The following is a 20,701-nucleotide window of genomic DNA, read 5'->3' as shown; positions in this document are numbered from 1 at the left end:
CCCGTGATGCACGCCTGATAGACAGATAAGACCTGATTACCATGGCCCTACTGCAAATCGCCGAACCCGGCCAAAGCCCTCAACCGCACCAGCGTCGCCTGGCGGTCGGGATTGACCTGGGCACCACCAATTCCCTGGTTGCTGCCTTGCGCAGCGGCCTGTCCGAGCCGTTGCCCGACGCTGATGGCCAGGTGATCCTGCCGTCCGCCGTGCGTTATCACGCTGATCGCACCGAAGTCGGTGAGTCAGCCAAGCTGGCAGCCTCTAGCGATCCTCTGAACACTGTGCTGTCGGTCAAGCGCTTGATGGGTCGTGGTCTGTCCGACGTCAAGCAATTGGGCGACCAACTGCCATACCGCTTTGTTGGCGGTGAATCCCACATGCCGTTCATCGACACCATCCAGGGCCCGAAAAGCCCGGTGGAAGTGTCGGCCGATATCCTCAAGGTGCTGCGCCAACGCGCGGAGAAAACCCTGGGCGGCGAACTGGTCGGTGCCGTAATCACCGTTCCGGCTTATTTCGATGACGCTCAGCGCCAGGCCACCAAGGACGCGGCAAAACTCGCCGGCCTGAACGTACTGCGCCTGCTCAACGAACCGACTGCGGCGGCCGTGGCTTATGGCCTGGACCAGCACGCCGAAGGCCTTGTCGCTATTTACGACCTGGGCGGCGGCACCTTTGATATTTCTATCCTGCGCCTGACCGGCGGCGTCTTCGAAGTGCTCGCGACCGGCGGCGACAGCGCCCTGGGCGGCGATGACTTCGACCACGCCATTGCGGGCTGGATCATCAGCAGCGCCGGCTTGTCTGCCGACCTGGACCCGGGCGCGCAGCGCAACCTGCTGCAAACTGCTTGCGCGGCCAAGGAAGCGCTGACCGATGCTGCAAGTGTTGAAGTTTCCTACGGCAACTGGTCGGCCCAACTGACGCGCGAAGCCTTCGATGCGTTGATCGAACCGATGGTTGCCCGCAGCCTGAAAGCCTGCCGCCGCGCGGTGCGCGATTCCGGTATCGAGCTGGAAGATGTCGGCGCCGTGGTCATGGTCGGTGGCTCCACCCGTGTGCCGCGCGTGCGTGAAGCCGTCGCCGAAGCCTTCGGTCGCCAGCCGCTGACTGAAATCGACCCGGATCAAGTGGTCGCCATCGGCGCTGCGATCCAGGCCGATACCCTGGCCGGTAACAAACGCGATGGTGGCGAACTGCTTCTGCTCGACGTGATCCCACTGTCCCTGGGTCTCGAAACCATGGGTGGCTTGATGGAGAAGGTGATTCCACGCAACACCACCATCCCCGTCGCCCGCGCCCAGGACTTCACTACTTACAAAGATGGCCAGACGGCCATGATGATTCACGTGTTGCAAGGTGAGCGCGAGCTGATCAGCGACTGCCGCTCCCTGGCGCGCTTTGAATTGCGCGGCATTCCGGCGATGGTGGCGGGTGCGGCGAAGATTCGCGTGACCTTCCAGGTTGACGCCGATGGCCTGTTGAATGTGGCCGCGCGCGAGCTGGGCTCAGGCGTTGAGGCGAGCATCCAGGTCAAGCCGTCCTACGGCCTCACCGACGGTGAAATCGCCAAGATGCTCAAGGACTCGTTCCAATATGCCGGTGACGACAAGGTCGCCCGGGTATTGCGTGAGCAGCAAGTCGACGCCCGGCGCCTGCTCGAAGCGGTGCAGGGCGCGCTGGATGCTGACGGCGAGCGCCTGTTGGATGCCGAAGAGCGCATGGTCATCGACCTGCAAATGCAGGAACTGGCCGAACTGATGAAAGGCGACGATGGTTATGCCATCGAGCAACAGACCAAGCGCCTGTCCCAAGTGACCGATGCCTTTGCCGCCCGTCGTATGGACCAGACGGTCAAAGCCGCCTTGGCGGGACGCAACCTGAATGAAATCGAGGAATAATTAATGCCGCAGGTCATTTTTCTGCCACACGCCGAGCATTGCCCGGACGGTATGGTCGTGGAGGCTGAGACCGGCAAGTCCATCCTCGAAGTTGCCCATGACAACCACATCGAGATCGAAAGCGCCTGCGGCGGTGTGTGCGCTTGCACCACGTGCCACTGCGTCATCCGCGAGGGCTTCAACAGCCTGGAAGAGGCTGACGAGCTGGAAGAGGACTTCCTTGACCGCGCGTGGGGCCTGGAAGCGACTTCGCGTCTAAGCTGTCAAGCAAAGGTCGGGACGGAAAACATCACCGTCGAAATTCCGAAATATTCCCTCAACCATGCCGCCGAAGCGCCGCATTGATTCAAGGAAATGTCATGAGCCTGAAATGGGTTGATGTACAAGAAATCGCTATACAACTTGCTGAAGCTCATCCGGAGGTCAATCCTCTGACTGTCAACTTCGTCAAGCTGCGCAATCTGGTGATGGAGCTGCCGGACTTCGATGACATCCCTGATCGGGGTGGCGAGAAGGTCCTGGAGGCGATTCAAGGCCTGTGGATCGAAGAAGCAGACTGAGCCGCCTTTTTACGCAGTTAGGCAATACCCAATAACCCGCGTATAATTCGCGGGTTTAATTTTTCGTAAATTACCGTTTCTGGAGTTACACCATGGCTGTTCAACGTACTTTCTCCATCATCAAGCCTGACGCTGTTGCAAAAAACGTCATCGGCGAGATCACCACTCGTTTCGAAAAAGCCGGCCTGAAGGTTGTAGCTTCGAAACTCAAGCAACTGTCCAAAGCCGAAGCTGAAGGCTTCTACGCTGAGCACAGCGCTCGTGGTTTCTTCGGCGACCTGGTTGCCTTCATGATCTCCGGTCCTGTTGTTGTTCAGGTTCTGGAAGGCGAAAACGCTATCGCTCTGAACCGTGAGCTGATGGGCGCTACCAACCCTAAAGAAGCTGCTGCCGGCACTATCCGTGCTGACTTCGCTGAATCCATCGACGCCAACGCTGTACACGGCTCGGACTCCGAAGCTGCCGCTGCTCGCGAAATCTCGTACTTTTTCGCTGCTACTGAAGTAACCGCTCGCTAAGCATCGGCTTAAAGAGTGAGGGTGAATCCATGACTACATCGACTGTTAAAACCAACCTGCTGGGTCTGACCCAGCCGGAAATGGAGAAATTCTTCGACTCAATCGGGGAGAAGCGTTTCCGTGCCGGTCAGGTAATGAAGTGGATTCACCACTTTGGCGTCGACGATTTCGATGCCATGACGAACGTCAGCAAGGCCCTGCGCGACAAGCTCAAGGCCATTGCTGAGGTCCGTGGTCCCGAAGTGGTCAGCGAGGACATCTCCAGCGACGGCACCCGCAAGTGGGTGGTGCGCGTGGCGTCCGGCAGCTGCGTCGAGACTGTGTACATTCCCCAGGGCAAACGTGGCACCTTGTGCGTTTCGTCCCAGGCAGGCTGTGCCCTGGACTGCAGTTTCTGCTCCACCGGCAAGCAAGGCTTCAATAGCAACCTCACCGCCGCCGAAGTGATCGGCCAGGTGTGGATTGCCAACAAATCCTTTGGCAGCGTCCCGGCGACCGTCGACCGTGCCATCACCAACGTGGTGATGATGGGCATGGGTGAGCCGCTGCTGAACTTCGATAACGTCATTTCGGCCATGCACCTGATGATGGACGACCTGGGCTACGGCATCTCCAAGCGCCGTGTGACCCTGTCGACCTCCGGCGTGGTACCGATGATCGATGAGCTGGCCAAGTACATCGACGTCTCCCTGGCGTTGTCGCTGCATGCACCGAATGACGCATTGCGTAACCAATTGGTGCCAATCAACAAGAAGTATCCGCTTAAGATGCTGCTCGAATCTTGCCAGCGCTATATGGCAACGTTGGGCGAGAAGCGAGTGTTGACCATTGAGTACACCCTGCTCAAGGACATCAACGACAAGGTCGAACACGCGGTCGAGATGATCGAGTTGCTCAAGAACACCCCGTGCAAGATCAACCTGATTCCGTTTAACCCGTTTCCACATTCTGGCTACGAGCGGCCGAGCAACAACGCTATCCGCCGTTTCCAGGATCAACTGCACCAGGCCGGCTACAACGTCACCGTGCGCACCACCCGTGGTGAAGATATCGACGCCGCCTGTGGCCAATTGGTAGGGCAGGTGATGGACCGCACCCGCCGCAGCGAGCGTTATATTGCCGGGCGTGAGTTGAACTCCCCCGACGATCTGCCGCTGATTGCTGTGAATCGAATCTGAGAGAGGATCTCTATGCCCTTGCGCCTTGCGCTGCTTTTGCTTGTTACTGGTCTCGTGGCCGGTTGTGTTTCATCGGGTCATGAGAGCCCTTTGCAAACCGGTAAAGGCCGTGACGAGGCGCGTGTTGCCTATGTGCAACTGGGCTTGGGTTACCTTCGACAAGGCATGAGCGAACAGGCCAAAGTGCCGCTGAAGAAAGCCTTGGAGCTGGACAGCGATGATGCGCACGCCAATGGCGCACTGGCCTTGGTGTTCCAGGCCCAGGCCGAGCCTGAACTGGCCGAACAGTATTTCCACAAGGCTCTGGCCTCCCGTCCTGCCGACCCGCGGCTGCTGAACAATTACGGCAGCTTCCTGTTCGAGCAGAAGCGTTATGACCAAGCCGCCCTTTATTTCCAGCAAGCCAGCGCTGATACCCTCTATCCTGAGCGTTCGCGGGTATTCGAGAACCTTGGGGTGACCTCGATGCGCTTAGGTCAACGCGACAGCGCCCGCCAGCAACTGGAAAAAGCCCTGCATTTGAACAGTCGCCAGCCTCGGGCATTGCTCGAAATGGCTGAGATATCCTTTGATGACAGGCATTATGTGCCAGCACGTGACTATTACGAGCGTTTTAGCCTGCTCAGTGGGCAAAATGCACGTAGTCTATTGCTCGGCGTGCGCCTGGCGACGGTTCATGAAGAACGCGACACGGCCGCACGTTTTGGCCAGCAACTCGAACGACTCTATCCCGGTACGCCGGAATATCAGCAATACCTGTCGGAGCAATGATGAAAGCGGCGCACCCGGAAGTTGTAGCAGCTAATCGCGTAAACCCAGGCGACACCTTGCGCCAGGCCCGCGAAAGCAATGGTTGGTCGCTGGCGGAAGTGGCCCTCAAGCTCAATTTGACCACGACGTCCCTGGGCAACTTGGAAGCTGGCGCGTTCGATAAGCTGCCTGGGCACACCTTTGCCCGCGGCTATATCCGTGCCTATGCCAAATTGCTGGGTATCGACCAAGCCATACTGGTCCAGGAATTCGACCAATTTACCGGCACCGACTCCCAGGGCAGCAATGTCCACGGCCTGGGGCGCATCGAAGAGCCGGTGCGGGTTTCCCACACGATTTTGCGAATTGTCAGCCTGTTGCTGCTGATCGCGGTCATTGGTGGCGGTTTCGTCTGGTGGCAAGACCAGACCTCCCAGCGGGCCAAGGACTTGACCAGCAACGCAATGGAGCACGTCGAAGTCGAGAGCGCTGACGGTACCACCCAGATTCACCCGCTGGATGAGCCGGAAGACCAGGCCGTTGCCGAAAGCCAGGCCGCGCCGGAAGCACCGGCTGCCACCGAGCAGCCAGCCGCACCGGAAACCGCGCCAGCCGCGACTGCTGCCGCGCCGGCTCCTGCAACGCCTGCTGCCCCGGCTCACACTCCGGCCGCTCCAGTGCAGACGCCAGCGACTCCGGCTCCAGCCGCTCCTGCTGCCCCTGCGATTTCGCCGCCCACCACCCCAGCGTTGATCGCCGGTGATGGCCGTGTACAGATTACCTTCATCGCTGACTGCTGGACGCAAGTCACCGATGGCAACGGCAAAGTGCTGTTCAGCGGTCTGAAGCGTAAGGGAGATACGCTCGACCAGGGCGGCAAGCCTCCTTTGACGCTGCGTCTGGGCTTTGCCCGTGGCGCGCAAGTGGCCTACAACGGCCAGCCTGTGGACGTAGCGCCGTTCACCAGTGGCGAGACCGCTCGCCTGAAGTTGGGACAATAGTCATGCACGGCGAATCTCCAATCAAACGTCGCGTATCGCGCAAGATCTGGGTCGGCTCGGTGCCGGTGGGTGGCGATGCCCCCATCGCGGTACAAAGCATGACCAACAGCGACACCAATGATGTGGCCGCCACGGTTGCCCAGATCAACCGTCTGGAAGCAGCCGGCGTGGACATCGTGCGCGTCTCCGTGCCGGACATGGATGCTGCCGAAGCCTTTGGCCGCATCAAGCAATTGGTCAAGGTGCCATTGGTTGCTGATATTCACTTCGACTACAAGATCGCATTGCGCGTGGCAGAGCTGGGTGTGGACTGCCTGCGTATCAACCCGGGCAACATCGGTCGTGAAGACCGTGTGCGTGCGGTGGTTGATGCGGCTCGCGACCGTGGCATTCCAATCCGTATCGGCGTCAACGCCGGTTCCCTGGAAAAAGACCTGCAAAAGAAATACGGCGAACCTACCCCAGCGGCGCTGGTTGAATCGGCGCTGCGCCACGTTGAGCACCTTGAACGCCTGAATTTCCAGGACTTCAAGGTCAGCGTAAAGGCCTCCGACGTGTTCATGGCGGTAGAAGCCTACCGCCTGCTGGCCAAGGAAATTGTGCAGCCGTTGCACCTGGGTATTACTGAAGCGGGCGGTTTACGCTCAGGCACAGTGAAATCTGCGGTAGGTCTCGGTATGCTGCTCGCCGAAGGGATTGGCGATACTATCCGCATCTCGCTGGCAGCAGACCCTGTAGAGGAAGTGAAAGTCGGTTACGACATTCTCAAATCCCTGCGTTTGCGTTCCCGTGGCATCAATTTCATTGCCTGCCCGAGCTGCTCGCGGCAGAACTTCGACGTGGTTAAAACCATGAACGACTTGGAATTGCGCCTTGAAGACCTGCTGGTGCCGCTGGATGTTGCAGTGATCGGTTGCGTGGTCAACGGGCCGGGCGAGGCCAAAGAGGCCCATGTGGGCCTGACCGGTGGTACGCCGAACCTGATCTACATCGACGGCAAGCCGTCGCAGAAGTTGACGAATGACAATCTGGTGGATGAGCTGGAAAAGCTGATCCGCGAGAAAGCGGCCGAAAAGGTCGCGGCTGACGCAGCGCTGATCGCGCGCGGCTGATTGAACGAATTTAAGGATTTGATGTGAGCAAGTCTCTGCAAGCCATTCGTGGCATGAACGACATCCTGCCGGAACAGACGCCGCTGTGGCGCTATTTCGAGGGCACTGTCGCGCGCCTGCTGGATAACTACGGTTACAAGCAGATCCGCATGCCGATCGTCGAGTTCACCGAGCTGTTCAAGCGCTCCATCGGTGAAGTGACCGACATCGTCGAAAAAGAGATGTACACCTTTGAAGACCGCAACGGCGACTCCCTGACCCTGCGTCCGGAAGGCACTGCCGCCTGCGTTCGCGCTGTGCTTGAGCATGGCCTCACCGGTGCTGGCCAGCCGCAGAAGTTGTGGTACATCGGCCCGATGTTCCGCCACGAGCGTCCACAGAAAGGCCGTTATCGCCAGTTTCACCAGATCGGCCTGGAAGTGTTCAACATCGACGGCCCGGACATCGACGCCGAGCTGATCGTCCTGACCTGGCGCCTGTGGGGCCTGCTGGGCATCCGCGACGCGGTCAAGCTTGAACTCAACAGCCTGGGCACCAGTGAATCCCGCGGCCGCTACAAAGTGGCCCTGGTCGAGTACCTGTCTGCCCACCTGGACAAGTTGGACGAAGACAGCCAGCGCCGTCTGAAGACCAACCCATTGCGCGTCCTCGATACCAAGAACGCCGATACCCAGGCCGTGCTGCTCAATGCGCCGAAAATGGCCGACTACCTGGACGACGAGTCCCGTATCCACTTCGAGGGCCTCAAGGCTCGCCTGGATGCTGCCGGTATTCCGTTCGTGATCAACACCAAGCTGGTGCGCGGCCTCGATTACTACAGCAAGACCGTGTTCGAGTGGGTCACCGACAAACTCGGCGCCCAGGGCACCGTGTGTGCTGGTGGTCGTTACGACGGCCTGGTCGAGCAGATGGGCGGCAAGCCGACCACCGGCGTGGGCTTCGCCATGGGCATCGAGCGGCTGATCCTGCTGCTGGAAACCCTGGAGCGGGTCCCGGAAGAGATCTCCCGTCAGGTGGACGTGTACCTGTGCGCCTTTGGCGAGGCCGCCGAACTGGCTGCCCTGGCCCTGAGCGAAAAGGTTCGCGACCAACTGCCGAACCTGCGCCTGCAAGTCAATGCCGGCGCTGGCAGCTTCAAGAGCCAATTCAAGAAGGCCGACAAGAGCGGTGCGCTGTATGCACTGATCCTCGGCGATGACGAGCTGGCCCAGCAAGTGATAGGTTTCAAACCCCTGCGTGGCCAGGGCGAGCAACAGAACATTGCCTTTGATGCGCTCGCTGCGCACTTGGCCACCTGCGTCGTGCAGGGTTGAAGCTGTCGAACAGCCGAATTTAGCGATTAAGGAGTATTGGGGTGTCGAGTTCTGATGATGATCAACTGGCCGAGTTCAAGGACTGGTGGCAGCGTAACGGCAAGCCCCTGGTTACTGGCGGTCTGCTGGCTTTAGTGGTGGTGTTCGGCTGGCAAGCCTGGACCAAGTATCAGGCTAACCAGTCCCAAGGCGCCTCGATCCTCTATCAGCAATTGCTGGAAACCACCCTGACGCCGGACGGCAAGCCTGATCCTGCGCAGGTTGCAGACCTGGCCGGCAAGCTGAAGAATGAATTCGGTGGTAGCACCTACGCCCAATACGGCAGCCTGTTCGTCGCGAAAGTCGCGGTCGACACCGGCAAGCTGGATGACGCCGCCGCTGAGCTGAAGGCCATCGCCGACAAGCCGACCAACCCGACCCTGGGTGAAATCGCACGTCAGCGCCTGGCTCAGGTACTGGCGGCACAGAACAAGGCTGACGAAGCACTCAAACTGCTCGACGGCGATGCTGACAAGGCATTTGTAGCCACTCGCGAAGAGCTCAAGGGCGACCTGTTGGTCCAATTGGGTCGTACCGACGAAGCCAATGCTGCGTACCAAAAAGCCAAGGCGGCGCTGTCTGATGAAGCGGCGGTCGGTGGCTTACAAATCAAGCTGGACGACTTGGCCAAAGGGGATGCGTGACGTGATCCGTTGGAAACATGCAGCATTGCTGGCTCTGGCCGTTCTGGCCGCGGGTTGCAGCAGCAACAGTAAAAAAGAACTGCCTCCGGCCGAGCTGACGAGCTTCAAGGAAGAAGTGGTCCTGCAAAAGCAGTGGAGCCGCTCCATCGGTGACGGTCAGGGCGACACCTACAACATGTTGGTACCGGCAATCGACGGTGACAACATTGTGGCCGCTGACGTGACCGGCGTGGTGATCTCCATAGATCGCATGAACGGCGACGTGAAGTGGAAGAAAGACCTCGAATTGCCAGTCTCCGGCGCCGTCGGCGTGGGTTACGGCATGGTGATGCTCGGCACGCTGAAAGGCGAAGTCGTGGCCCTGGACTCCAGCACCGGTGAAGAGAAATGGCGCGCTCGCGTGACCAGTGAAGTCCTTGCACCGCCTGCCACCAACGGCGATATCGTCGTGGTGCAAACCCAGGACGACCGTGTAATCGGCCTCGACGCCAGCACTGGCGAACAGCGTTGGTTGTACGACAGCACCCCAGCGGTGCTGACGTTGCGCGGTACCAGTGGTCCGATTGTGACCAACAATCTGGCCGTTGCAGGCCTGTCGACCGGTAAAGTGGTCGCCCTGGATACCCAGAACGGCGTGCCGGCCTGGGAAACCCGTGTGGCCATCCCGCAAGGTCGTTCCGAGCTGGACCGCGTAGTGGACATCGACGGCGGCCTGCTGCTGTCCGGTGAAACCCTCTACGTCGCTACCTACCAGGGCCGTGTTGCCGCACTGGACCTGCAGAGCGGCCGCGTTAACTGGCAGCGTGATGCTTCCAGCTACGCCGGTGTCGCCCAAGGGTTTGGCAGCGTCTACGTAAGCCTCTCGTCCGGCACCGTTGAAAGTGTCGACGAACGTTCCACTACCGCGCTGTGGAGCAACGACTCCCTGGCTCGCCGTCAACTGTCGGCACCGGAAGTGTTCTCCAGCTACGTCGCCGTGGGTGACTTCGAAGGCTACCTGCACCTGCTGAGCCAGGTGGACGGTCGCTTCGTGGGTCGCGAGCGTATCGACAGCGACGGCCTGCGTGCGCGTCCGCTGGTCGTGGGTAACATGCTTTATGTGTTTGGCAACAGCGGCAAGCTGGAAGCCCTGACCATCAAGTAAGAACTATGCTTGGGGTAACACCCAGGCGGCCCCGCTTCGGCGGGGCATGCGGCATTTGATTATGCTGCCCCGAGCACCAGCCGCTGCCCTGCAGCGGCTTTTGTATTTTCTGAAATAACGAAGTGGAGAGCCGCATGGTTCCCGTAATCGCCCTGGTGGGCCGACCTAACGTCGGCAAGTCCACCTTGTTCAACCGCCTGACCAGGACTCGCGACGCCATCGTCGGCGACTTGTCCGGTCTGACCCGTGATCGCCAATACGGTGAGGCAAAGTGGCAAGGGCGCTCCTACATTATTGTCGACACCGGTGGTATCTCCGGTGACGAGCATGGCATGGACGAAAAGATGGCCGAGCAGTCTCTGCTCGCCATTGAAGAAGCCGATGTCGTGTTGTTCCTGGTGGACGCCCGTGCGGGCTACACCGCTGCTGACCAAATGATTGGCGAGCACCTGCGCAAGCGCAACAAGCGTTCCTATCTGGTCGCGAACAAGATCGACAACATCGATCCTGAAGCGGCCCGTGCCGAATTCAGCCCGATGGGCCTGGGCGATGCGATTCCGGTCGCCGGCGCTCACGGTCGCGGTATCACCCAGATGCTGGAAATCGCCCTGCGCGATTTCCCTAAGGATGATGTCGAGGAAGAAGAAGGCGAAGAGGAAATCGTTGCCGAAGGCGAGGAAGCCAAGCGCATTCCTGGCCCGAGCGAAAAAGACGGTATCAAGATCGCCATCATCGGCCGCCCTAACGTCGGCAAGTCGACGCTGGTCAACCGCATGCTCGGTGAAGATCGGGTTATCGTCTACGACCAACCCGGCACCACCCGCGACAGCATCTACATTCCGTTCGAACGCAACGAGGAAAAATACACGCTGATCGACACCGCCGGTGTGCGCAAGCGCGGCAAGATCCACGAGGAAGTTGAAAAGTTCTCGGTGGTGAAAACCCTGCAGGCGATCAAAGACGCCAACGTGGTGATCTTTGTGATGGACGCCCGCGAAGGCGTGGTGGACCACGACCTCAACCTGCTGGGCTTTGCCCTGGAGGCCGGTCGGGCACTGGTGATCGCGATCAACAAGTGGGACGGCATGACGCCGAGCGAGCGCGATTTCGTCAAGATCGAGCTGCAACGCCGCCTGTTCTTCGTCGAGTTCGCCGATATCCACTTTATCTCGGCACTGCACGGCACCGGCGTGGGCAACCTCTACGCGTCCGTACAGAACTCGTTCAAGTCTGCGGTCACCCGCTGGCCGACCAATCGCCTTACCCAGATCCTGGAAGACGCCGTTGGTGAGCATGCGCCGCCGATGGTCAACAACCGCCGGATCAAACTGCGTTACGCCCACTTGGGTGGTGCCAACCCGCCGATTATCGTGATCCACGGTAACCAGATCGAGAAGGTGCCGAAGTCCTATGTGCGTTACCTGGAAAACACCTACCGCCGTGTCTTGAAACTGGTCGGTACGCCGATCCGTATCGAGTTCAAGGGGGGCGAGAACCCATACGAAGGCAACAAGAACACACTGACTGACCGTCAGGTGAACAAGAAGCGTCGTTTGATGACTCACCACAAGAAGGCCGACAAGAAGCGCCGTGACAAGAAATAACGGCAGCTTCAAGTTGTGAGAGAGGGCTCCTTTGGAGCCCTTTTTTGTGCGCGGTGGTTTGTGCCTTGACCCGGTGCAGTTGGCAGCTTAAAACTTGGGGCTCATCTGCAGGGGCCTTTCGATGATCACCAGTAAGCTGCCGAATGTCGGCACGACCATTTTCACCACCATGTCGCAGCTCGCAGCCGAAACCGGCGCGCTCAACCTGTCCCAGGGCTTCCCGGACTTCAATGGCCCCCAGGCTTTGCTCGACGCGGTGGGCAAGCACATCGCCCTCGGTCACAACCAATATGCCCCTATGACCGGTCTGCCGGTGCTGCGTCAGCAGGTGGCCGCCAAGATTGCCCGCAGTTACGGCGCCACGGTCAATGCCGACAGTGAAGTGACCATCACCCCTGGCGCCACCGAAGCGATCTTCTGCGCGATCCAGGCAGTGATTCGCACGGGCGATGAAGTGATCGTGTTCGACCCCAGCTACGACAGCTATGAGCCTTCGGTGGAGCTGGCTGGCGGTTGCTGCGTGCATGTGCAACTGAGCCTGAACGGCTTTACCCTCGACTTCGAGAAGGTCAAGGCGGCGCTGTCACCGCGCACGCGCATGATCATTCTCAATACCCCGCACAACCCTACAGGTGCCTTGATCAGCCGCGCCGAGCTGGACCAATTGGCCGAACTGATCCGTGACCGTGATATCTATCTGGTCAGCGACGAAGTCTATGAACACTTGGTATTCGACGGCGTGTCTCACGTCAGCGTGTTGGCCCACGAAGAACTCTACCAGCGCGCGTTTGTGGTCAGCTCTTTTGGCAAGACCTATCACGTCACTGGCTGGAAAACCGGCTATGTCGTCGCACCGCCAGCCCTCACCGCCGAATTGCGTAAAGTGCACCAATACGTCAATTTCTGCGGCGTGACCCCACTGCAATACGCGCTGGCCGACTTCATGGCCGAACACCCGGAACACGTCGACGAATTACCGGCGTTCTACCAGGCCAAGCGTGACCTGTTCTGCGACCTGTTGGCGCCGTCCCGTTTCAGCTTTACCCGAGTGACCGGTACCTACTTCCAACTGGTGGATTACTCACAGATCCGCCCGGACCTGGATGACGTCGCCATGTCCTTGTGGATGACCCGCGAACACGGTGTGGCCACCATCCCGGTTTCGGTGTTTTACCAGACCCCACCCCAAGGCCAGCGCCTGGTGCGCCTGTGCTTTGCCAAACGCGAGGAAACGCTGCGCCAAGCGGCGGAAAAACTATGCGTGATCTGAGTGCACTGCCGAACCTGAACATCGCCCTGGTCCAGACCAGCCTGGCCTGGCATGACCGCCAGGCCAACCTCGAACATTTCGAACTGCTGTTGGAGCAAGCCAAAGGCGCCGACCTGATTGTGTTGCCCGAGATGTTCACCACAGGCTTCTCGATGGAGTCGCAAGCCCTCGCAGAGCCTGAAAACGGCCCGACCCATCACTGGCTCCAGGCCCAGGCGGCGAAGTACAACGCGGTGATTACCGGCAGTGTGATCATCCAGGCCGCCGACGGCAGCCACCGCAACCGCCTGCTGTGGGCGCGGCCGGATGGCGAGGTGCTGCATTACGACAAGCGCCATCTGTTCCGCATGGCGGGTGAGCATAATCACTACACGCCGGGCGAACGCCAGGTGCAGTTCGAATTGAAGGGTTGGCGTATTCGCCCGTTGATTTGCTACGACCTGCGCTTCCCGGTATGGAGCCGCGACGCCCAGGACACCGACCTGCTGCTGTACACCGCCAACTGGCCGGGTGCGCGGCGTTCACACTGGAACCGGCTGCTGCCGGCGCGGGCTATTGAAAACCTGTGCTACGTGGCGGCAGTGAATCGGGTGGGCACGGATGGGAAGGGCTTTGCTTACACTGGGGACAGCCAGGTGTTGGACTTCCAGGGTGAGACCCTGCTGAGTGCGGGGGAAGCGGACGGTGTATTTCAGGTGAGCCTGGACGCGGCGGAATTGGCGGCGTATCGCACCCGGTTTCCAGCCAACTTGGATGCTGACAGCTTCCAGTTCCTGTAGGAGCGAGCTTGCTCGCGAAAAACCTTAACGATAACGCAGCGCTATCAGGTAGCCAGCGGTGCCCTTGCGTTTTTCGCGAGCACGCTCGCTCCTACAAGGTCCGGAAACAGAAAGGCCCCTGGGGTCTTACCCAGGGGCCTTTTGTATGACAGCGAAACGCTTACGCCGCCTTGGCTTCCTGCTGGCTCAGCGAACGGTTCAGCGCGCTGAACAGCGCCTTGAAGCTGGCGGTGGTGATGTTTTCATCAATACCCACGCCATGCACCGGACGCTCACCGTTCACACGCAGCTCGATGTAGGCCGCGGCTTTGGCGTTGGTGCCTGCGCCGATTGCGTGTTCGTTGTAGTCCATGATCTCCACACCAATCGGCAGGCCTGCCACCAGCGCTTCCAACGCGCCGTTGCCTTTGCCTTTCCAGTGCAGGTTGGTTTCGCCCTGGCCCTTGCCGGAGACTTCCACCTCAACAAAGCTGTTACCGTTTTCTTCCTGCAGGCGATGGCTGACCAGCGCGTACGGGGTGTTGGCTTGCAGGTATTCACGCTGCAGCAAGGCGTAGATCTGCGGCGCTGTCATCTCCAGGCCCACACGGTCGGTTTCGGCCTGTACCACTTGGCTGAACTCGATCTGCATACGACGCGGCAAGCTGATGTCGTATTCCTGCTCCAGCAGGTAGGCGATGCCGCCTTTGCCCGACTGGCTGTTCACGCGAATCACCGCCTCGTAGCTGCGGCCGATGTCGGCCGGGTCGATCGGCAAGTACGGCACTTCCCACAGCGCATCGTCTTTCTGCTGGGAGAAACCTTTGCGGATCGCGTCCTGGTGAGAGCCGGAGAACGCGGTGTGCACCAGGTCGCCGACGTACGGGTGACGTGGGTGCACCTGGATCTGGTTGCATTCCTCGACGACCTTGCGCACGCCGTCGATGTCGGAGAAGTCCAGCTGCGGGTCGAGGCCCTGGGTGTACATGTTCAGGGCCACGGTGACCAGGTCGACGTTACCGGTACGCTCGCCGTTGCCGAACAGGCAGCCTTCGACACGGTCGGCGCCGGCCATCAGGCCCAGCTCGGTGGCGGCAACGCCAGTGCCACGGTCGTTGTGGGTGTGCAGGCTGATGATCACGCTGTCACGACGGTTGATATGGCGACCGAACCACTCGATCTGGTCGGCATAGATATTCGGCGTGGCGCATTCCACGGTAGCCGGCAGGTTAAGGATCATCTTGTGCTCAGGCGTCGGGTTCCACACCTCGATCACCGCATCACAGACTTCCTTGGCAAACTCCAGTTCGGTGGCGCTGAAGGTCTCCGGGGAGTATTCGAAGGTCCACTGGGTTTCCGGCTGCTGGGCGGCATATTTGACGAACAGCTTGGCCGCGTTGACCGCGATGGCCTTGATGCCGTCCTTGTCCTGGTTGAACACGATGCGACGGAAGGACGGCGACGTGGCGTTGTACAAGTGCACGATGGCCTTCTTGGCGCCGCGCAGGGATTCGAAGGTGCGTGCGATCAAGTCTTCACGGCCCTGGGTCAGCACCTGGATGGTGGTGTCCTCGGGGATGTGGTTGTCTTCGATCAGGGTACGTACGAAGTCGAAGTCGGTTTGCGAGGCGGCGGGGAACGAGGCTTCGATTTCCTTCACGCCGACGGCAACCAGAGTCTTCCAGAAACGCAGCTTTTTCACCGCGTCCATCGGCTCGATCAGCGACTGGTTGCCATCACGCAGGTCCGAGCTGCACCAGATCGGCGCTTCGGTGATGGTCTTCGACGGCCAGGTGCGGTCCGGGATGTCGATGGTCGGGAACGCGCGGTACTTCGAAGACGGGTCTTTGAGCATGCTCATCGGGAAATCCTTTGTTGTAGGGGCCGAGAAAAGGCGGCCTGCCGTGGAACTGTTATTGGGGATAAATCGCGGGACGAGGCAGATCGATTCAGCCTGGCAGTCGTGCGCTGACGAGGCACAGGCTGCGGTGCTGGCGGAGCTGAATGAGGGTGTGAGAGGTTTTCATAAGCCCAACCCTAACCGTCGGGGTGAAAGATGGCAAGCAGTCGCGAAAAATTGAGAGAAGTTCTGCTATTCACGTAGAAAACGAGATTTTGTGCCTGAGGATTTGTCGAAGGCTGGTTTTAATTGCGCGCCCATTATCAGGCGCGCAATCGAGCGTTTCAGGGCTGGAACGCGCCAATAAAGATCGCCGGGTCGACTCGCGCGTCGTTCAGGCTGACGTTCCAGTGCATGTGCGGCCCGGTCGCGCGGCCTGTGGCACCGACTTTACCCACCACCGCGCCACGCGCGAGCTGGTCACCGACTTTCACGTCGATCTTCGACATGTGGCAGAACATGCTGATAAAGCCCTGGCCGTGGTCAACGAACACGGTATTGCCGTTGAAGAAGTAGTTGCCTACCAAAATCACTTTGCCGTTGGCCGGCGTCTTGATCGGTGTACCGGCCGGCACGGCAAAGTCCAGGCCCGAATGGGGATTGCGCTCTTCACCGTTGAAGAACCGCCGCACGCCAAACTTGCTCGACAGCGGCCCGTTTACCGGTTTGTCCAGCACCAGGTTGCTCGGCAGGCTCGGGCTGAAACTTCGGTAAGCCTTGATCTGCACCGCCAGCTCCGCCTCGATGCGTTTCAGCTGCGCCGGGTCGGGGTTCACCTGGCTTTTGTTTTTCAGGGTGATGCGTTGTTCCGGGTACTTCTTGTAGCCAACGATAAACGGCAGGTTGCGCCCGCCGCTGCTGATGCGTTCGTTGCCTGGCTTGACCGTCAATGGAATACCGACAATCGCCAGCCAGTTGTCCGCCTCTTTCACCACAAGCACCGGCTTGCCCTGATAGGTGGCTTTTGGCGCCGCTGCTGCGGGGCCCAGCTCAACCACGGCAACGCCACCCGGCACTGGCTTGTTCAAGGTACGGGTGATGTAGCTGTCGGCGTTGGCGTTGAAGGCGAGGCAAAACAACATCAGCAGGCTAAAGAGACGTGGCATCAATCAATCCAATAACGAAAGGGTGACGGGTGTCAGGTGGTTGTCTTCCACCCGCACTTGCAATTGGCCTTCACCGAGACGCGCGGTGAGGCGCTGGCCGGTGTGGGTTTGCGCGGCATTGCGAATCGCTTGGCCGCGCTCGTCCAGCAGGATGCTGTAGCCGCGGCCCAAGGTCGCCAGCGGGCTGACCACCTGCAGCGTCTGCACCTGGCTCTGCAGTTGCAGGCGGCGCGCCTTGAGGCCTTCGCGCATGGCGCGGGGCAGGCGTTCGGCGAGGCTCTCCAGGCGCTGGCGCAGCAGTGCCAGTTGGCGACCGGGGTGCTGGCCGGCGAGGCGGGTTTCCAGGCGGATCAGGCGCTCACGGCGGGTATTGAGGCTGCGCTCGAACGCACGGCGCAGGCGCATGTCCAGGTCATCGAGGCGCTGGGCTTGCTGACGCAGACGTTCGCCCGGGTGACGCAGGCGTCGCGCCATGCCCTCCAGTCGCAGGCGGTCATGGCTCAGGCGATTGCGCATCAGCATCACCAGGCGGCGGTGCAGGTTCTCGACCTGGCGCACCAAATGGCTGGCGTCCGGTGCCAGTAATTCAGCAGCAGCAGAAGGGGTAGGGGCGCGTACGTCGGCCACGAAGTCGCTGATGGATACATCGGTTTCATGGCCGACAGCGCTGACGATTGGCGTGACGCAGGCGCCCACCGCGCGGGCTACGGCTTCTTCGTTGAAGCACCAGAGGTCTTCCAGCGAGCCGCCGCCACGGGCCAGGATCAGCGCATCGAAGCCGCGTGCATCTGCCAGTTTCAGTGCGCGCACAATCTGCGGGATGGCTTCGCGGCCTTGCACGGCGGTGGGGATCAGGGTCAGTTCAATGTTTGGCGCACGACGGCGGAACACGCTGATGATGTCGCGAATCACCGCGCCGGTCGGCGAACTGATAATGCCGATGCGCCGAGGGTGCGCCGGCAGCGGCACTTTGCGCTCGGCGCTGAACAGGCCTTCGGCGCTGAGCTTTTCCTTCAGCGCGTCGAACGCCAGGCGCAGTGCCCCATCACCGGCTGGCTCCACGGTGTCGAGGATCAGTTGGTAATCACCACGCCCCTCGAACAGCGAAACCTTGCCGCGTACCTTCACCGCCAGGCCGTCCTTCAGCGCCTGGCGTACCCGCGCGGCGTTGTTGCGAAACAGCGCGCAACGCACCTGGGCGCCGCTGTCCTTGAGGGTGAAATACACATGGCCAGAGGCCGGGCGGGCGAGATTGGAGATCTCGCCTTCGACCCAGATATTGGTGAACACGTCTTCCAGCAACACCCGCGCACGGCCGTTCAGCTGGCTGACAGTCAGGACTTCGCGGTCCAGGCCCAAACGGGCAAAAGGATCTTTAATCATGGGCGGCAGTTTATAGGCATTCGTGCAAGGTTTGGCAGAATTGCTCCACCAGCGCGCTCGGCCTCTGCGCGCAGGCCAGGGCCACGGTGCTGAGGCAGTCCGGGTCGGCCAGGGGCAAAAAGTGCACATTGGCAGGCGCGATGTCCTGCATGGATTTTGGTAACAAGGCAATACCGAAGCCGGCCTGGATCAACTGCAATTGGGTGGTCTTGCGTGACATCACCCGTGCAGCCTTGGGGAAAAATCCCGCACGCATGCACAATTCGGCTGACAGATAACTCAAGCCGCCCCGCTGGGGATGGGGGATCGAGATAAACGCTTCGTCCTTCAATTGGCCCAGTTCGATGGGCGCATTGCTATGCGCCAGCCCATGATTCGGCGGCACCGCCAGCAACAGTTGCTCGCTATATAGAGGCACGACTCGCACGCCTTCGCGCTGGCGCAACACGGGCAGGCGCAACAGCCCGACTTCCAGGCGACCGTCGGCGATTTCTTCCAACTGCGCTTCGGAGGACAGTTTGACGATGTCCATCGACACCCCAGGGCAGCGTTCCAGCCAGGTGCTGATGCCTTGCAGCAATGGGCCGCTCATCGGCACAGTGCTTGAATGGCTCAGGCGCAGCGTACCCAGTTCGCCATTACCCACCTGTGTCGCCATTTCGCTGGCCTTGAGCAATTCGCTCAGCAGGTTGCGTGCTCGCGGATAGAAGGCCTCACCCGCAGCGGTCAGTCGTGGTTGGCGTGCAGTACGCTCGAACAGTGGCGTTTGCAACTGGGCTTCCAGCTCCTTGATCTGCCGGCTCAAGGCGGATTGCGCCACAAACAGGCGCTCGGCGGCGGCACTGAAGCTGCCGCTTTCGGCGATTTCGACGAAGTAACGCAGTTGGCGGGTGGAAATCACACGTCATGCCTTTTCGAGATGGGTGGAGGGCTTTGAAGATATTAGTCGCATCTCTCGGCGCTGGCTAAAGTGAAGGCCATCTCTAATAAGGAATGACCCATGAACCCGGTTGAGCTGATGAGCCAGTGGTCGTTTGGTGGTGTGGATTGGCTGGTGATCGGCCTGGGCATTGTCGTGGCCTATATCGTGTTCGGTATCGCGGGATTTGGCACCGCATTGGTGGCGGGGCCGCTGCTGATCCTGTTCATGCCGCTGTCGAAGATCATCCCACTGCTGGTGCTGCTGGATTTTGTCGCGGCGTTTGGCAACCTGCTGCAATCGCGGCGGGACGTGAACAAGCCGGAGCTGCTGCGCTTGCTGCCGTGCATGGCGATCGGTTGCACACTGGGCGTGGTGTTTTTGCTCAATCTGCATTCGGACCTGCTACTGCTGCTGATGGGCTTGTTTATCAGCGTCTATGCGGTCTACAGCTTGGCAGTGAAGGCACGGCCAGCCCAACTGGCGGCGGGTTGGTCGGTTCCCATGGGCACCGTCGGTGGTTTGTTCGGCGCATTGTTTGGCAGTGGCGGCTTTCTCTATGCGATCTATCTCAATAGCCGCCTGCCCAAGGACGCCGCGCGCGCCACCCAGAGTGCGTTGATCAGTTGCAGCACGGTGGTGCGGCTGAGCCTGTTCCTGGTAGCCGGGGTGTATGCTGATTTGCCGCTGTTGATGTTGGCGGTGTGCCTGCTGCCGGCGATGGCCCTCGGGCTGTGGTGTGGGCGTAGGCTGACGATGCGTATGTCCCATGAGGCGTTTGTAAGACTGGTGACTTGGCTGGTGCTGGCGAGCGGTATTGCACTGATCGGACGCTACCTGAGCACTTGACCTGTGTGGGGCAGGGATTAAGCTGCCAGCCTTCAGGGCCTCATCGCCGGCAAGCCGGCTCCTACATTGAAATGCGATCAACTGTAGGAGCCGGCTTGCCGGCGATAGCGCCAGTGGCCACACCGCAGGACTCTCATGAATTCCCAAAGCATCCTTGTTCCGAAAATCTCCACTTTGCCCGTCCACGAACCCCGCGCCCGGGCAATCGTGCGCTGGCTGGTGCGCAAGAACATCATCAAGGAAGAACTCACCACTTGCGGCCGTACCGGCAATCGCATGGGCTATGCCCTCGCCGATGGCGCTCGCGCCGTGGTGTTGTACCCCGAGGCGCTGCCGTTCAACGAGCCGATCAACGGCCTGGAGATCATCTACAAGCGCTGCATCTACACGCCGGCCAAGGGTTTCCTCGAAGAAGCCGGTTGCCCGGAATGCCGCAAGGAAGTCGGTGAAGCCCTGTTCGAAAGCCTCGAAGACTGGATGCCCGGCCACACCGACAACTTCACCTGCCCGCTGTGTGGGCATGAAGACGACATCAACGGGTTCCTGTTCCTACAGCAATGCGGGTTTTCCAACCTGGGATTTATCTTCAACAACTGGGCGGAGGCCGGGTTCAAGCAGAGTTTTATCGATGAATTTGCCGATTGGCTGGACCAGAAGATGAGTTGGGTCAAAGTCGAGTTGTAACTCACTGCCGCGCACCCCTGTAGGAGCCCGGCTTGCTGGCGATAGCGCCCAATGGTCGAGCGCCA

At 60.2% G+C, this 20,701-nt stretch carries 20 protein-coding genes; 16 read left to right on the top strand and 4 right to left on the bottom strand.

Annotation, left to right across the window (positions count from 1 at the left end):
* Positions 1–41: 41 nt before the first annotated feature.
* The 14 genes from hscA (at position 42) to U367_RS0116490 (ending at position 13,816) form a co-directional block, all read left to right on the top strand.
* A complete protein-coding gene (gene hscA, locus U367_RS0116555; RefSeq protein ID WP_028617849.1) occupies positions 42–1,904 on the top strand; it encodes a Fe-S protein assembly chaperone HscA in 1,863 nt (620 codons plus the stop codon).
* Between the two features lie 3 nt (positions 1,905–1,907).
* On the top strand, positions 1,908–2,249 hold the full coding sequence (gene fdx / locus U367_RS0116550; protein WP_028617848.1) for an ISC system 2Fe-2S type ferredoxin: 342 nt from the start codon (positions 1,908–1,910) through the stop codon (positions 2,247–2,249).
* 14 nt (positions 2,250–2,263) lie between these two features.
* Positions 2,264–2,464 (top strand): Fe-S cluster assembly protein IscX, encoded by a 201-nt coding sequence (iscX, locus tag U367_RS0116545; RefSeq protein ID WP_003238461.1) that lies wholly within the window; start codon positions 2,264–2,266, stop codon positions 2,462–2,464.
* Between the two features lie 92 nt (positions 2,465–2,556).
* Positions 2,557–2,982, top strand: coding sequence for a nucleoside-diphosphate kinase (ndk, locus tag U367_RS0116540; protein ID WP_003175956.1), 426 nt, complete (start codon positions 2,557–2,559; stop codon positions 2,980–2,982).
* Positions 2,983–3,011: 29 nt separating this feature from the next.
* A complete protein-coding gene (rlmN, locus tag U367_RS0116535; protein WP_028617847.1) occupies positions 3,012–4,160 on the top strand; it encodes a 23S rRNA (adenine(2503)-C(2))-methyltransferase RlmN in 1,149 nt (382 codons plus the stop codon).
* Between the two features lie 12 nt (positions 4,161–4,172).
* Positions 4,173–4,931 (top strand): type IV pilus biogenesis/stability protein PilW, encoded by a 759-nt coding sequence (pilW, locus tag U367_RS0116530; protein ID WP_028617846.1) that lies wholly within the window; start codon positions 4,173–4,175, stop codon positions 4,929–4,931.
* Entirely contained in the window at positions 4,931–5,911 is a 981-nt protein-coding gene (locus U367_RS0116525) for a RodZ domain-containing protein (protein WP_028617845.1), read from the top strand. Before pilW ends, U367_RS0116525 begins: the two co-directional genes overlap by 1 nt.
* Before the next feature lie 2 nt (positions 5,912–5,913).
* Positions 5,914–7,023 (top strand): flavodoxin-dependent (E)-4-hydroxy-3-methylbut-2-enyl-diphosphate synthase, encoded by a 1,110-nt coding sequence (ispG, locus tag U367_RS0116520; RefSeq protein ID WP_003175952.1) that lies wholly within the window; start codon positions 5,914–5,916, stop codon positions 7,021–7,023.
* A gap of 23 nt (positions 7,024–7,046) precedes the next feature.
* Positions 7,047–8,336, top strand: coding sequence for a histidine--tRNA ligase (gene hisS / locus U367_RS0116515; protein ID WP_028617844.1), 1,290 nt, complete (start codon positions 7,047–7,049; stop codon positions 8,334–8,336).
* Between the two features lie 41 nt (positions 8,337–8,377).
* Entirely contained in the window at positions 8,378–9,019 is a 642-nt protein-coding gene (locus tag U367_RS0116510; protein ID WP_016977673.1) for a YfgM family protein, read from the top strand.
* Positions 9,012–10,163, top strand: coding sequence for an outer membrane protein assembly factor BamB (gene bamB, locus U367_RS0116505; protein WP_028617843.1), 1,152 nt, complete (start codon positions 9,012–9,014; stop codon positions 10,161–10,163). The genes U367_RS0116510 and bamB overlap by 8 nt, the downstream gene beginning before the upstream one ends.
* A gap of 134 nt (positions 10,164–10,297) precedes the next feature.
* The gene (gene der, locus U367_RS0116500) at positions 10,298–11,767 is read left to right on the top strand and encodes a ribosome biogenesis GTPase Der (RefSeq protein WP_016977675.1); all 1,470 of its coding nucleotides are present in this window, start codon (positions 10,298–10,300) and stop codon (positions 11,765–11,767) included.
* Between the two features lie 121 nt (positions 11,768–11,888).
* Positions 11,889–13,037, top strand: a complete 1,149-nt coding sequence (locus tag U367_RS0116495; protein WP_028617842.1) for a pyridoxal phosphate-dependent aminotransferase — start codon at positions 11,889–11,891, stop codon at positions 13,035–13,037.
* Positions 13,025–13,816 carry an amidohydrolase gene (locus tag U367_RS0116490; protein ID WP_028617841.1) on the top strand — a complete coding sequence of 264 codons (792 nt, stop codon included), beginning with the start codon at positions 13,025–13,027 and terminating at the stop codon, positions 13,814–13,816. Before U367_RS0116495 ends, U367_RS0116490 begins: the two co-directional genes overlap by 13 nt.
* Positions 13,817–13,976: 160 nt before the next feature.
* Here U367_RS0116490 and leuA read toward each other — a convergent pair whose 3' ends face one another.
* From leuA to U367_RS0116465, 4 genes are all read right to left on the bottom strand, one after another.
* Positions 13,977–15,656: a 2-isopropylmalate synthase gene (leuA, locus tag U367_RS0116485; protein ID WP_016977678.1), complete on the bottom strand. Its 1,680-nt coding sequence runs from the start codon at positions 15,654–15,656 to the stop codon at positions 13,977–13,979.
* Positions 15,657–15,979: 323 nt separating this feature from the next.
* Entirely contained in the window at positions 15,980–16,801 is an 822-nt protein-coding gene (locus tag U367_RS0116475) for a M23 family metallopeptidase (RefSeq protein WP_028617839.1), read from the bottom strand.
* Positions 16,802–16,804: 3 nt separating this feature from the next.
* Positions 16,805–18,184, bottom strand: coding sequence for an exodeoxyribonuclease VII large subunit (gene xseA / locus U367_RS0116470; protein WP_028617838.1), 1,380 nt, complete (start codon positions 18,182–18,184; stop codon positions 16,805–16,807).
* A 10-nt stretch (positions 18,185–18,194) separates the two neighbouring features.
* On the bottom strand, positions 18,195–19,085 hold the full coding sequence (locus U367_RS0116465; RefSeq protein ID WP_028617837.1) for a LysR family transcriptional regulator: 891 nt from the start codon (positions 19,083–19,085) through the stop codon (positions 18,195–18,197).
* Between the two features lie 99 nt (positions 19,086–19,184).
* Here U367_RS0116465 and U367_RS0116460 point away from each other — a divergent pair, with 99 nt between their 5' ends.
* Both U367_RS0116460 and U367_RS0116455 read left to right on the top strand, forming a co-directional pair.
* Entirely contained in the window at positions 19,185–19,952 is a 768-nt protein-coding gene (locus U367_RS0116460; RefSeq protein WP_028617836.1) for a sulfite exporter TauE/SafE family protein, read from the top strand.
* 135 nt (positions 19,953–20,087) lie between these two features.
* A complete protein-coding gene (locus U367_RS0116455) occupies positions 20,088–20,636 on the top strand; it encodes a hypothetical protein (protein WP_028617835.1) in 549 nt (182 codons plus the stop codon).
* Positions 20,637–20,701: the final 65 nt, after the last annotated feature.

Origin of the sequence: Pseudomonas canadensis (assembly GCF_000503215.1) — a bacterium.
Taxonomy (GTDB): Bacteria; Pseudomonadota; Gammaproteobacteria; order Pseudomonadales; family Pseudomonadaceae; genus Aquipseudomonas; species Aquipseudomonas canadensis.
The sequence above is the reverse complement of the archived record's forward strand: the minus strand, read 5'-3'. Positions and strand labels throughout refer to the sequence as shown.

Bases quoted from the DNA above. Each gene is read 5' to 3' on its own strand.
- hscA (WP_028617849.1), top strand. From the start codon at position 42: ATGGCCCTACTGCAAATCGCCGAACCCGGCCAAAGCCCTCAACCGCAC.
- fdx (WP_028617848.1), top strand. From the start codon at position 1,908: ATGCCGCAGGTCATTTTTCTGCCACACGCCGAGCATTGCCCGGACGGT.
- iscX (WP_003238461.1), top strand. From the start codon at position 2,264: ATGAGCCTGAAATGGGTTGATGTACAAGAAATCGCTATACAACTTGCT.
- ndk (WP_003175956.1), top strand. From the start codon at position 2,557: ATGGCTGTTCAACGTACTTTCTCCATCATCAAGCCTGACGCTGTTGCA.
- rlmN (WP_028617847.1), top strand. From the start codon at position 3,012: ATGACTACATCGACTGTTAAAACCAACCTGCTGGGTCTGACCCAGCCG.
- pilW (WP_028617846.1), top strand. From the start codon at position 4,173: ATGCCCTTGCGCCTTGCGCTGCTTTTGCTTGTTACTGGTCTCGTGGCC.
- U367_RS0116525 (WP_028617845.1), top strand. From the start codon at position 4,931: ATGAAAGCGGCGCACCCGGAAGTTGTAGCAGCTAATCGCGTAAACCCA.
- ispG (WP_003175952.1), top strand. From the start codon at position 5,914: ATGCACGGCGAATCTCCAATCAAACGTCGCGTATCGCGCAAGATCTGG.
- bamB (WP_028617843.1), top strand. From the start codon at position 9,012: ATGCGTGACGTGATCCGTTGGAAACATGCAGCATTGCTGGCTCTGGCC.
- der (WP_016977675.1), top strand. From the start codon at position 10,298: ATGGTTCCCGTAATCGCCCTGGTGGGCCGACCTAACGTCGGCAAGTCC.
- U367_RS0116495 (WP_028617842.1), top strand. From the start codon at position 11,889: ATGATCACCAGTAAGCTGCCGAATGTCGGCACGACCATTTTCACCACC.
- U367_RS0116490 (WP_028617841.1), top strand. From the start codon at position 13,025: ATGCGTGATCTGAGTGCACTGCCGAACCTGAACATCGCCCTGGTCCAG.
- leuA (WP_016977678.1), bottom strand. From the start codon at position 15,656: ATGAGCATGCTCAAAGACCCGTCTTCGAAGTACCGCGCGTTCCCGACC.
- U367_RS0116475 (WP_028617839.1), bottom strand. From the start codon at position 16,801: ATGCCACGTCTCTTTAGCCTGCTGATGTTGTTTTGCCTCGCCTTCAAC.
- xseA (WP_028617838.1), bottom strand. From the start codon at position 18,184: ATGATTAAAGATCCTTTTGCCCGTTTGGGCCTGGACCGCGAAGTCCTG.
- U367_RS0116460 (WP_028617836.1), top strand. From the start codon at position 19,185: ATGAACCCGGTTGAGCTGATGAGCCAGTGGTCGTTTGGTGGTGTGGAT.
- U367_RS0116455 (WP_028617835.1), top strand. From the start codon at position 20,088: ATGAATTCCCAAAGCATCCTTGTTCCGAAAATCTCCACTTTGCCCGTC.